The 12,314-nt window shown below is 40.4% G+C and carries 9 protein-coding genes and 1 pseudogene; 5 read left to right on the top strand and 5 right to left on the bottom strand.

Annotated features, from left to right (window positions below; all coding sequences use genetic code 11):
- A partial coding sequence (locus HWQ37_RS30330; protein WP_292754151.1) for an ADP-ribosylglycohydrolase family protein occupies positions 1-427 on the bottom strand: 427 nt, incomplete at its 3' end.
- Between the two features lie 759 nt (positions 428-1,186).
- Here HWQ37_RS30330 and sir point away from each other — a divergent pair.
- The 3 genes from sir (at position 1,187) to HWQ37_RS30315 (ending at position 5,238) form a co-directional block, all read left to right on the top strand.
- On the top strand, positions 1,187-3,103 hold the full coding sequence (gene sir / locus HWQ37_RS30325) for a sulfite reductase, ferredoxin dependent (RefSeq protein WP_292754149.1): 1,917 nt from the start codon (positions 1,187-1,189) through the stop codon (positions 3,101-3,103).
- Between the two features lie 336 nt (positions 3,104-3,439).
- Complete coding sequence (locus HWQ37_RS30320; RefSeq protein WP_292754148.1) at positions 3,440-4,597, top strand: XdhC family protein; 1,158 nt, start codon at positions 3,440-3,442, stop codon at positions 4,595-4,597.
- A gap of 5 nt (positions 4,598-4,602) precedes the next feature.
- On the top strand, positions 4,603-5,238 hold the full coding sequence (locus tag HWQ37_RS30315; protein WP_292754146.1) for a nucleotidyltransferase family protein: 636 nt from the start codon (positions 4,603-4,605) through the stop codon (positions 5,236-5,238).
- Between the two features lie 53 nt (positions 5,239-5,291).
- On the opposite strand, the gene HWQ37_RS30310 is transcribed toward HWQ37_RS30315, so the two are convergent.
- On the bottom strand, positions 5,292-5,636 hold the full coding sequence (locus HWQ37_RS30310) for a colicin V family bacteriocin (protein WP_292754144.1): 345 nt from the start codon (positions 5,634-5,636) through the stop codon (positions 5,292-5,294).
- Between the two features lie 21 nt (positions 5,637-5,657).
- Positions 5,658-7,229 (bottom strand): GMC oxidoreductase, encoded by a 1,572-nt coding sequence (locus tag HWQ37_RS30305; RefSeq protein WP_465249727.1) that lies wholly within the window; start codon positions 7,227-7,229, stop codon positions 5,658-5,660.
- A 645-nt stretch (positions 7,230-7,874) separates the two neighbouring features.
- Between HWQ37_RS30305 and dnaK the strand changes: the two genes are divergently transcribed.
- Together dnaK and HWQ37_RS30295 are read left to right on the top strand one after the other, a co-directional pair.
- Complete coding sequence (gene dnaK, locus HWQ37_RS30300; RefSeq protein WP_292754140.1) at positions 7,875-9,785, top strand: molecular chaperone DnaK; 1,911 nt, start codon at positions 7,875-7,877, stop codon at positions 9,783-9,785.
- Between the two features lie 134 nt (positions 9,786-9,919).
- Positions 9,920-10,555, top strand: coding sequence for an acetoacetate decarboxylase family protein (locus HWQ37_RS30295; protein WP_292754138.1), 636 nt, complete (start codon positions 9,920-9,922; stop codon positions 10,553-10,555).
- Between the two features lie 199 nt (positions 10,556-10,754).
- Here HWQ37_RS30295 and HWQ37_RS30290 read toward each other — a convergent pair whose 3' ends face one another.
- Both HWQ37_RS30290 and HWQ37_RS34770 read right to left on the bottom strand, forming a co-directional pair.
- Positions 10,755-11,783 (bottom strand): hypothetical protein, encoded by a 1,029-nt coding sequence (locus tag HWQ37_RS30290; RefSeq protein WP_292754136.1) that lies wholly within the window; start codon positions 11,781-11,783, stop codon positions 10,755-10,757.
- A gap of 91 nt (positions 11,784-11,874) precedes the next feature.
- A pseudogene (locus HWQ37_RS34770) lies at positions 11,875-11,958 on the bottom strand (nSTAND1 domain-containing NTPase); the annotation flags it as partial.
- Positions 11,959-12,314: the final 356 nt, after the last annotated feature.

Raw genomic sequence — 12,314 nt, 5'->3', positions numbered from 1 at the left:
TTCTGTGACAATAAGCCATCGGCAAGATTCTCATCAATGAACCATTGCCATTACTATTTTCAACCTTACCGCCCGCCTGATGGGGAACAACCCCCTGCTTCAAGCGCATAATTGCTGTATGAGTAGTTTGACCAATATCAAAGACATCCCCACGGGGAGTCCAATAAGCCTCCTTGTACCAGCGCCAGAAGGAATTAGCTATAGCATCCAACGAATACCCCCGACAAAGGCATTCAGCCAAGCAAAAGCTTAAGGAACTATCATCTGACCAAGTTCCTGGTGGTTGATTCCATGTGCCATAACCCTGCATCGTTGTCACTGGAGATTTTACTCGTTCAGCCCGACTAGTAAACTCCACCGGCACACCCAACGCATCACCGACACATAAACCCATCAAACCAGACAACGTTTTTGCAGCGGTTAGCATTATTCAATCTCCACAACTATGGCTCAAAATTAACTTTATAGATTCCCTCTATAGCTTGTTGCAACGGATGCTACAGCCTATTTTTCATCATCCGTGAAAAGCTCGGCAAAAATTATTAATCGGGTATTTTATTTACCATATCCCGATTAAGTTTTAGTTCCAATTATTGTGACAGTTTTAAAAGCGTCTATCAAGGAACAAATAGTCAGAAGGACAAGACGTTTAGATGTAATTATAACAGCTTACTTATCAATTTAAGGGATAGTTACCCTGTAAGTATCATGAATTAATAACAACAATTATTTAACAAGATTTGGCAATCATTTGGAACATTATCACTTTATTTTCGACCTGGAATATACAAGTAAAAAATACAAGATTTGGTAAAAATTATGAAACGCTTACTCAAGTCTTTCGTGACAATTTCTGCATTGTCTTCCTTAATAATTGCTCCTTTTACCAAAATAGTGATGCTTCTGCTGTTAGCATTAATGGTGGTATTGGCTATCGCTTCAAATAAAAGATTATTGAGTCCTCATTTATTCTATACTTGACTAAGTACTCAAGACTTAACACTTAAAATTCACTACTCTCAAAAGCTGGTTTTGTTAAGTGTTACATCACTGACAAAGCCAGCCTTTGCCGTGGTAAAATTAGGAAGATTCCCCATTATTCCGACCAGATTACCGGGGATCAACTAGCCGAAGGGTGCTGATTCGGTGTCTACTAATGCTTTATTGAGAATCCTATACAAGTCTAATGGTTAAATCTGCTCCTTCCCCCATCGCTAGCCGTAAGCCTTCCAAAGTAGAAGGAATCAAGGAAAATAGTAATTTTTTGCGTGAACCTGTAGCAACTGAAATCCTTGAAGACACTACCCATTTTACCGAAAATGCGGTGCAGCTTTTGAAGTTTCACGGTTCTTATCAGCAGGATAACCGCGACAACCGCACCAAGGGACAGGAAAAAGATTACCAGTTTATGCTGCGGACAAAAAATCCCGGTGGTTTAGTACCACCGCAGCTGTATCTGGCTTTAGATAAAATCGCTGATGAGTATGGCAACCACACCTTACGAGCAACTACCCGTCAAGGTTTCCAACTCCACGGTATTTTAAAGAAAAATCTTAAGGCAGCAATTGCCACCATTGTCAATAACCTGGGTTCGACTTTGGGAGCTTGCGGCGACATCAACCGGAATGTGATGGCACCACCAGCCCCATTTAAGAATCGCCCAGAGTATCAATATGCTTGGGAGTATGCCCAGAATATTGCTGACTTGCTATCAGCCCAAACAGGCGCTTATTACGAAATTTGGCTAGATGGGGAGAAAGCAATTAGTGCTGAAGAGAACCCAGAGGTAAAGGCAGCCCGACAGCGCAATGGCAACGGCACAATTATCCATGACAACGAAGAACCGATTTATGGCACTTACTATATGCCCCGCAAGTTTAAAATTTGCGTGACGGTGCCAGGGGATAATTCGGTTGATTTGTATTCTCAAGACCTGGCGTTGGTAGTGATTACCAATAAGAAGAAGCAATTAGAAGGATTTAATATTTTTGCTGGTGGTGGTTTAGGTAGAACCCACGGTAAAGAAGAAACTTTCGCTAGGTTAGCAGACCCCATCGGTTATGTGGCGAAAGATGACGTTTACAACGTAGTGAAAGCGATTGTTGCTACCCAGAGAGATTATGGCGATCGCACCGATCGTCGTCATGCCAGATTAAAATATCTAATCAACGATTGGGGTGTAGATAAATTCCGCACCCAAGTTGAAGAATATTTTGGTAAACCAGTCGAAGCCTTCAAAGCACTGCCAGAGTTTAAATATCACGACTTCCTTGGCTGGAATGAACAAGGTGATGGCAAGCTATTCTTAGGAATTTCCATTGAAAATGGTCGAATCAAGGATGAAGGTTCGTTTCACCTGAAAACTGCTTTGCGGGAAATTGTCGAGCAGTTCAACTTGTCCATCCGCCTGACACCCAACCACAACCTGATTTTTTACGATATTGAACCAGATAACAAGGAAGCGATTCAAGACATTCTCAGCCGTCACGGTGTCGGAGACGACCCCAGTAAAATTGAACCTTTGGTGCGGTATGCAATGGCTTGTCCGGCTTTACCTACTTGTGGCTTGGCAATTACCGAATCAGAACGCGCAATACCAGGCATTTTGGAAAGAATTCGCGCTCTCTTGGATAAATTAGGTTTACAAAAAGAACATTTTGTGGTAAGGATGACAGGATGCCCCAATGGTTGCGCTCGTCCTTACTTAGCAGAATTGGCCTTTGTTGGTAGCGCTCCCGAATCTTACCAACTATGGTTAGGGGGTTCGCCAAATCAGACTCGATTGGCGCAACCTTACACAGAAAAGCTACACCATAATGACTTGGAAAGCTTCTTAGAGCCGATTTTTGTCTACTTTAAAAAATCTCGAAAATCGAAAGAAAGCTTCGGTGATTTTTGCGATCGCGTTGGTTTTGATACCATCCGCGAATTTGCTGCTAGCTACGAACCCCAAACAGCCAATGGTGCAAACAAATCGCGCCATCGGGTGAATTTGAAAGAAGAGGTTTATAGTAAGTTGAAGGAAGTGGCGGAAAGCCAAGGTAAACCGATGACTCAGTTAGTAACTGAAGCGCTAGAGGTTTACTTCCAGAATCTTTCTTAAGCCATCAGTGAGAGATTACAATAAAGCGCCTTTTGTCAATCAGTTAAAATACTCTTGGCGCAGCTTCACAAAGAAACGGTATCAGGAGTCAGAATCAAGACGCACTCGAAAATACTCGCTTGCCGCCGGCGCTATCCGCTTTTTAGGTCAAACGCTAACGTAATTCGTAATTACCATTAAGTAAGGGTTTTAGACATTTCAAACGGGTGGCTTATTTCCGCCGACCTGTACTAGCAGCGATGCACGATCGCACAGAATATCACAGCCTCACATTTTTTTATTGGGACTGGTTACTGAAGCTGACAAACTGCTAGAAAGAGAAAAACAAGAAATCTTATGAACGAATTACAAGCAATTTTAGAAGGCTTTGAGTCAAGTAAAAAAAGTGGTGAAATCACTTTTCTTGCCACTGTAGTTAAAACTCAAGGTTCAACCTATCGCCGACCCGGTGCTAAAATGTTAATGACAAATACAGGTCGAATAATCGGCACAATCAGCGCGGGTTGCTTGGAGAACGACGTATTTGCACATACTCAACAACGAATGTCAGACGGCGAAGCAATTGTTGTTACTTATGATCGCACCGCTTCTGAAGATATTCTTTGGGGTTTTGGTTTGGGGTGCAATGGCACTATACAAGTTCTGATAGAACGTCTTGACAAAGAAAGTACACCAAATGCGATCGCCTTTACACAAGAATGCTTTCAAAAAAAACATTTGGGTATTATTGCAACAGTCTTTGCCATTGAAGGCTCACTAAAAGTCAAACTTGGGTCGCGCTTATTGCTGTATCCTGATGGTAAAATTATCACTGACATCAAAGATGCCAATTTAATTAAATCTCTGCTTGCAGATAGTCAAGCAGCCTTTGCTAATGAAAAGTCGAGGGGAAACATCTATCAGTTACCTTTAGGCAGTGCAGAAGTTTTCATCGAAGTCATCCAACCACCCACACCCTTAATAATATTTGGTGCTGGTTATGATGCTGTACCCGTAGCTCAATTTGCTCATGCATTAGGTTGGCAGGTTACTGTAGTCGATTGTCGAGCTAATGAAGCAACTAGAGCGCGATTTACCATGCCTTGTGATGTCATCCTGAGTCGGCGAGAAATTGTAGATAAACAGGTATTTATAGATGCCCACACAGTTGCTGTGGTGATGACGCATAATTACCTTGACGACCGAGAAATTTTAAAAATGTTGCTGCCATCTCCTACAAGTTATATAGGGGTTTTAGGGCCAAAGCTGCGTACTGAAAGATTACTTGAAGATTTACGTCTGCAAGAAATAGATTATACTACTAAACAATTAAAAAAATTGCATGGCCCAATTGGGATTGATATTGGAGCAGATACACCTGAAGAAATAGCGATCGCTATTATTGCCGAAATTCAAGCAGTGCTAAGAAATCGCAGTGGTAATTTTTTAAGAAATCGCAATCAACCAATTCACCAATATGATGAAAGCAACCCAAAATTGCTACTTACCACCTAGTTTTTATGACTGCTATAGACAACGATAAACCAACCATAGCGATTATGATCCTTGCTGCTGGTGCATCGACTCGAATGGGTACACCGAAACAACTATTGCTTTACCAAGGGCGTAGCTTTTTAGAATATATTACAGAAATAGCGATCGCTTCAGTTTGTCAACCTGTAGTAGTAGTACTTGGAGCCAATGCAGAACAGATTCATCCCCAAATTCAACAACTTCCCGTTAAAGTAGTTAAAAACTTGGATTGGGCTTGTGGAATGAGTGCTTCCATCAAGAGCGGGATTGAATTCTTAAATAATCTTCCGCAAAAAATAGAAGCAGTAGTTATTACACTTTGCGATCAGCCATTTGTTTCTCAGCAAATTATTAATCAACTTGTTGATACATATTATTCAACAAAAAAACCGATTATTGCTTGTGAATATGGAAATACATTAGGTGTACCCGCTCTATTTAGTCAGATATTTTTTTCAGAACTTGCCGCTTTAAAAGAAACTTCAGGAGCAAAAAAAGTTATTAACAATAACCTCAATGAAGTGTTTTCTATTCCGTTTCCTCTAGGGGATATTGATATTGATACACCAAAGGATTACGAACAATTGCTATCAATTACTAAAGGGGTTTCTGAAATATCTTGAAGAACATTCCTCCTGCCTGATCCCAACGACAAATATTTACGCCCACCTACTTATCATTCTGAAGGTTTCGATAATGCTTGTAATTCTTCCCAAGAATAGTGAGGAGGTAGTTCAATTGGTTTGCGATCGGCTCCTAATCCTAATCCAATTGTCGGCTGGAGTTCTTCTATGAATTCTTCAGCGTACTCTACCAGCTTATTGGCTGCAATGCCACCAGTAATTGCCCCTGCGATCGCACCAATTGCAGCACCCACTTTACCACCAATGGAGTGACCAAGTGCGGTTCCGGCAGCCCCACCTCCCACAGTACCTAGACTTGTAGTCAATGGATGGGACTGTATTACTTCTGACTCGTCCTGTTGAGATTGAATCTGTGGTTGCTGTTCATCATTTGTCATAATGTTTGCCCTTTTTATGCATTAGTGAAATTTTGCTGCCAGCAGATCGCCAACGCGCAATGCATTCGCCATAATCGTTAATGTCGGGTTAGCACCGGAATTCGAGGGAAAGAAACTACTATCTACCACGTAAAGATTATCGACATCATGGGTACGACAACTGAGGTCAAGGACTGAGGTTTTGGGATCTGTCCCAAATCGACAACTACCACATTGATGACCAACAGCTTGTTCGGGTATCTGAGTGCGGGGATAAATGCTAAATGGTAAAACGCTTTTAGCTGATTGAGGGATTGACTTGAGTACAGATGTCCAACGATGGATTAAGCGATCGCTTGCTTCGGTATTATTCAATGTATAATCGACATGAATCTTTTCGCCCACCACACGAATCCGATTATTTGGGTCTGGTAAATCCTCAGTTTGTAACCACCAGCCAACCGAGCGCTCGGCGAGCAAATTTCGTTCAAAATGAGGAATCAGGTTGATAAATGGAGCCATAAGTGGCGGAGCCTCTGCGGGAATCATATCGGCCAACACATTGCCAGTATTCTGCACCATGCCCATCGGATAAGGAAAATCCGGCTCTCCCCAGTAAAAATCGTTAACAGCGATCGTTTTTTGAAAGTTGGCGTGATTCACCTCTAAATGTATGGAAACTATAGCGGTTTCCAGTTGTTTCATGAAATTACGTCCCACCTGATCGGAACTATTTGCCAATCCATTGGGATGTTTATCGTTAGCAGAACGTAACAGCAAGGCTGCTGAGTTGATAGAACCGCAAGCAACAACCACAATATCGCTTGTAAACCAATGTTTTTCTCCAGCAATTTCAGTTTCTACCCTCGTCACCTCTCGCCCCGACTCACTGGTATGCAGCCGCAATACTTTCGCGTTAGTTAAAAGGGTGAAATTGGCATACATCTCGCGGCTAGGACGAATGGCGTTAATATCAGCATCGGCTTTTGCATCTACGAGACAAGGGTATCCATCAAAAGTATCGCAGCGAATGCAGGGACTCTTGGTGCGATTGCTTTCATTGAGCTTTAATCCTAGTGGTAGGTGAAATGGGTAATAACCCAGTTCGCGGATGCCATCAGCAAGGGACTGCATATCCGGCTCATGACTCACTGGCGGATAGGGATATGGTTCGCTACGAGGTGGTTCTGTTGGGTCTTCTCCTTCTTGGCCATGTACGTCATACAGCTTTTCTGCTTGTGTATAGTACGGCTCAAAGTCGGAGTACTTGAGCGGCCATTCTGGAGAAATTCCCCCCTTGTGAATTACCTTTTCAAAATCTCGCTCCCGGAATCGAATTAAGGCTGCACCGTAGAGTTTAGTATTGCCACCAACCCAGTAACCTGTCTGAGGCTTAAAAACTTTGCCTTCTTTGTTATACCATTGCTCATCGGTGTGGTAACGATGTTTTTGATAGACCTCCTGGGGATTCCAGTTAGCTTTTTCTCTCGGCAAAAAGTCGCCTCGTTCCAACACGAGAATTTTCTTACCTGTGGGTGCGAGGCGGTGAGCTAGTGTACCTCCACCTGCTCCCGTACCGATAATGATAATGTCGTAGCGCTCAGTGATATTCATCATAAAAGTTACAGGTTTTAAGGCAGGAGGCAGCACGTAGCTTCATCAGCTATTTCTGAGATTGGGAACAATTTACGCCAAACCGATTAATTGAGAAATATTCTGAGACTTTTCACTTTCACCTTTTACTTTATTTCACAAAGTCTGATTTTTTTCAACTTATCAATGATATCTATCTAAAATGATAAATTGAGCCTTTATTGAGCCTAGCTAGCAAGAGCGTCTCGTAAAGAAGTGCAGACTACGCCTACGCGCCTTTTAATTTCCTTCCATTCTCAGTGTTTCCATAGTTTATTATCTTTAAAGACGGCAAACACCACTCAGACGTTACGGTTCACCCTAATTACTGAAAGTATTAATTCTTCTACATTAGAGAGAGTGAAGACAAATTAATCCATGAACCAACTAAAAAAACTATTTAGTTAGTTTAACCGTCCTAAGCAAGGTTCGGGAAACCACCCTTCATGGACTGGCTACCACTAAGCTTCAGTATATATATCAGCAGATTCTGGAGTTTTAACCCCAGGAAAGCCAAAACAAAGGTATTCATGCTGAACTGACTGATTTCTTGACCCTGTTGGTTCAAAATTTAGTGCTTTATATTCTCATTCATTCATTTGTAGTTATACGGAGCCAGCACCTAAAATGGCAAAAGTAGTTGGAATTGACTTAGGAACAACGAACTCCTGCGTGGCAGTGATGGAAGGTGGTAAACCTACAGTAATTGCTAATGCTGAAGGTTTTCGGACAACACCATCAGTAGTTGCATTTGCGAAAAATGGCGACACCTTGGTTGGCCAAATCGCTAAACGCCAAGCGGTGATGAACCCCGAAAATACGTTTTACTCAGTCAAACGCTTTATCGGTCGCCGTTACGATGAAGTTAGTAACGAAGCTACGGAAGTTTCTTACAAAGTTCTCAGCAGCAACGGCAATGTCAAATTAGATTGTCCGATAGCTGGTAAACCGTTTGCTCCTGAAGAAATTTCTGCAAAAGTTCTTCGCAAACTAGTTGAAGATGCCAGTAAATACCTGGGTGAAACTGTAACCCAAGCTGTAATCACTGTTCCCGCATACTTCAACGACTCGCAACGGCAAGCGACAAAAGACGCTGGTAAAATTGCCGGGATTGAAGTTCTGCGGATTATCAACGAGCCAACTGCTGCTTCTCTGGCTTATGGATTTGACAAGAAGAGTAACGAAACCATCCTAGTATTTGACCTTGGTGGTGGTACTTTCGACGTATCCGTGCTGGAAGTAGGAGATGGAGTTTTTGAAGTCCTAGCCACATCTGGTGATACACACCTTGGTGGTGACGACTTTGACAAAAAAATTGTTGACTTCTTAGCTGAGAAGTTCAAGAAAGCCGAAGGTATTGACCTGCGGAAAGACAAACAAGCTTTACAACGTCTGACTGAAGCCGCAGAGAAAGCCAAAATTGAGCTTTCTAGCGTTACCCAAGCAGAAATTAACCTCCCATTTATCACCGCAACCCAGGATGGGCCGAAGCACCTGGATACAACCCTGACTCGCGCTCAGTTTGAAGAACTTTGCTCTGATTTAATCGACCGTTGTCGTATCCCTGTGGAAAACGCCCTCCGGGATGCCAAGTTAAGCAAAACCGATATTGATGAAGTGGTGTTAGTTGGTGGTTCGACCCGGATTCCCGCAGTCCACCAGATTGTGAAGCAGGTATTGGGTAAAGACCCCAACCAAAGCGTTAACCCTGATGAAGTTGTAGCAGTTGGTGCAGCCATTCAAGCTGGGGTACTAGCTGGTGATGTAACTGGCATCTTGCTGTTAGATGTGACACCGCTATCTTTGGGTGTGGAAACATTGGGCGGCGTGATGACCAAAATTATCCCCCGCAACACGACAATTCCCACCAAAAAATCCGAAGTTTTCTCCACGGCTGTGGATGGTCAAACTAACGTAGAAATTCACGTTCTTCAAGGTGAACGCGAATTTTCTAACGATAACAAGAGCTTGGGAACCTTCCGTCTGGATGGTATCCCTCCTGCACCACGCGGCGTTCCTCAAATTGAAGTGGTGTTCGATATTGACGCTAACGGTATCTTGAACGTTACCGCTAAGGACAAAGGTACTGGTAAAGAACAGTCCATCAGTATAACTGGCGCTTCCACCCTGGATAAAAATGACGTTGACCGGATGGTGAGAGAAGCTGAACAGAATGCTTCATCTGACAAAGAGCGGCGTGAAAAGATTGAACGCAAGAACCAAGCCGATTCTTTGGCATACCAAGCTGAAAAGCAGTTACAAGAATTGGGCGATAAAGTTCCCGATGCTGACAAGACTAAAGTCGAAGGTTTAGTTAAAGAAGTGCGGGAAGCGGTTGCAAAAGAAGACGATGAGCAAATCAAGAAGCTCACCCCAGAATTGCAACAAGCATTATTCGCTGTTGGTAGCAACATCTATCAACAAGCTGGTGCTAGTGCTGGTGCTACATCTGGTGGTGAACCTCAAGATAGCAGCAGTTCCTCTAGTTCTAGTAACGGCGACGATGTGATTGACGCTGATTTTACAGAGAGCAAATAATCCCCTGACTTCTTTTGGGAAGATTGTTTTGTTCGACCTCATTTTACCCACTCAGGCATTTGTCTGGGTGGGGATTTTTTTTCAGGAGTTAGGAGTTAGAAATTAGGAGTTATATAAACTCTGGTTAATCTCTTATGCCATATCCACAAGCACCTTGGACACTTCAAGGTTATGCTATCCAAACTCTGCATTTGTTAAATATTGACCAAGTGCGCCCTTTGATTCCTTTAGAGTTAGAAATTGTTTCTGTATGTCCTGGTAAAACCCTCGGTAGCGTGTATTTATCTAATTACGATTCAGGCTCAGTACTGGAGTATAGTGAGTTAATTATTGTCCCGGCTTTGATTAATTACCAGAGGAAAATCGGTGCTTGGATTTCTCACATTTATGTAGATAATGCTGATTCGGTGGCTGGTGGTCGAGAAATTTGGGGGCTACCAAAGGAACTAGCTGAGTTTACCTGGGAACAAGGAAAGTATGTTACTGTGCATCAAAAAAACCGGAAATTGTGTAGTCTTAAGTATAATCAACAAAGCTTGGCATGGAAACAGCGATTAAGTCCCTCTAGTTTCAGCGCTAAGGGTGCTGATTTGCTGATATTCCCTGCTGAATTTGAGTCTTTGTTGGGTTTGATTGGTTCTAAGTTAGAAATCCCCGCCGAAAGTCCTTTTTTTGGAATAGGTTTAGGTCAACCTTGGTTAACTGTGCGTTGCGAGCAGATGAGTGTGTGGGTTGATGCGCCAAAAGTGGTAGGTCAGATGGGTATCTAGTACGCTGTGGCATAAGTTTGCCTACCTTTAACCAGTTGGTTGAGCAAGTTGTCTGGTTAATTCAGATATTAGCTAGATTTATGCCGTGCTGTACTAGTTGCAATTAATCCTGGCTCAATTGCATTTAATCCTTGTAACTATCAAAGAAATTACTGTTTTGTTATATTGTATAACCACTTAGTCAAAATATTTTTAATGGTTATTTTTGTCTTTTGGGAATTTCAAGTACTATACTGATGAGTATACTAATTATACCTACAGGTAGTTTTATTTGATATGACAAATCTAAGATATGTGGTACAAAACAAATTATTGCATTAATTATAAAAAATATTTGAATTAATAACTGTCCAAATTTGTAATTCTCTTGTTCTGTATCAACGTCTTTGTAGTTTAATATATTATAAATTTTAGATTCAATAGAATATATATTAAAAAAGTTTAAAATAAAGTATTTAACCTTAAATGATTTTATTAAAAACATTAAGATAACAATTGTTGGTAAATATAACACTATTAAAAGTATAAATTGCCATGAAATTATGTTAAAACTTAGCGCTTTTATTAAAGCTGTTAATTTTGATAAATAGGGTTTGATCCAATTATTAGATGTTAAAGTTCTTAAGATAACAGGTAAAGCAGGTGTTAAAAAAGTAAGTATACCAATAATTACTTTAGAATTAAAACCCGAAAAATTAGCGTTAAAAATTTTACAATCATTAATACTTCTTGTTAACCAAGTTTTAATTTGTAATTCCTCTTCGATATCGCTATTCATACTAGCTTTTAATCTTGAATATAAAACTATTAAATTATTATTAATATTTTGAATGTATAATTTTGTCATAATATAAGTTAAAAATTTTAATTGGAAAAAGTTAATTGAATCAATTAATTTATAAGGTAAAAATATAAAAATACTAACCAAGAAGAAGAAAATTTTTAGAATTATTTCTTCTTCACTTAAAATATCTTCCTTAATTTTTATATAAAACATTTTTATTTCATAAATATCTATAAATTTAGAAATAAAACGTAATTCTGGATTTGATGAAAACAAATCTTTGTTTATAGACAAATCAGCATAATTTAATGTTTTAAAAGGAAAATTTGTTTTTGAAATATAGTTAAGAGTGTTGACACATCCTTTCATAAGTTGATAATGGGTTTCTTGTAAATCAGTAATACTTATTAAATTATTGGTATTGGACGAATTAGAAGATACCATAAGAATACTGCCAGTCTTTGATTGAAGAATTATTTAAGATAAATATAACTTTAATACCAAACTGTTCAATTTTTATATTTAGTGGTAATCATTTTTGTTTTAATGCTGGGATTAATCCAGCCTGTAAAATTGAACTTTTGCCAACGCCTGATTGCCCATGAATTATTCTGAGTTTACGGTCAGATTGGCCTATACGCTTTTGCTTTCCAGAAAAACAAAGTCTTTAGAGCCAGCTTGTGATAAACCTATGGCCATTTTCAATCAAGTGCAATACAAAAGCTAGATATTGCTAGGGTTGCACACTTGCTAAAACTTATACAAATCCAGTTTCAGTAACTACTTTGCAAAAAGGCTATTCATTATTATCCACACAAGCGCTGTTACATATTCCGCAAAATTAAGTTATTTTTCTAGAAAATGTGAGTTTTTGACTATCTATCCTCTAACTTCCCAACATCTGCAAGTTATGTAAAGTTGCATAAAGCCCTCCCTGTTGCAGTAATTGGTCGTGACTTCCCTGTTCGATTAATT

The organism is Nostoc sp. NMS4 (assembly GCF_017115095.1).
Classification (GTDB): domain Bacteria; phylum Cyanobacteriota; class Cyanobacteriia; order Cyanobacteriales; family Nostocaceae; genus Nostoc.
The sequence above is the reverse complement of the archived record's forward strand: the minus strand, read 5'-3'. Positions and strand labels throughout refer to the sequence as shown.

What these genes read in the sequence shown, in the direction of transcription:
- sir (WP_292754149.1), top strand. Translation starts at nt 1,187, where the DNA reads ATGGTTAAATCTGCTCCTTCCCCCATCGCTAGCCGTAAGCCTTCCAAA.
- HWQ37_RS30320 (WP_292754148.1), top strand. Translation starts at nt 3,440, where the DNA reads ATGAACGAATTACAAGCAATTTTAGAAGGCTTTGAGTCAAGTAAAAAA.
- HWQ37_RS30315 (WP_292754146.1), top strand. Translation starts at nt 4,603, where the DNA reads ATGACTGCTATAGACAACGATAAACCAACCATAGCGATTATGATCCTT.
- HWQ37_RS30310 (WP_292754144.1), bottom strand. Translation starts at nt 5,636, where the DNA reads ATGACAAATGATGAACAGCAACCACAGATTCAATCTCAACAGGACGAG.
- HWQ37_RS30305 (WP_465249727.1), bottom strand. Translation starts at nt 7,229, where the DNA reads ATGAATATCACTGAGCGCTACGACATTATCATTATCGGTACGGGAGCA.
- dnaK (WP_292754140.1), top strand. Translation starts at nt 7,875, where the DNA reads ATGGCAAAAGTAGTTGGAATTGACTTAGGAACAACGAACTCCTGCGTG.
- HWQ37_RS30295 (WP_292754138.1), top strand. Translation starts at nt 9,920, where the DNA reads ATGCCATATCCACAAGCACCTTGGACACTTCAAGGTTATGCTATCCAA.
- HWQ37_RS30290 (WP_292754136.1), bottom strand. Translation starts at nt 11,783, where the DNA reads ATGGTATCTTCTAATTCGTCCAATACCAATAATTTAATAAGTATTACT.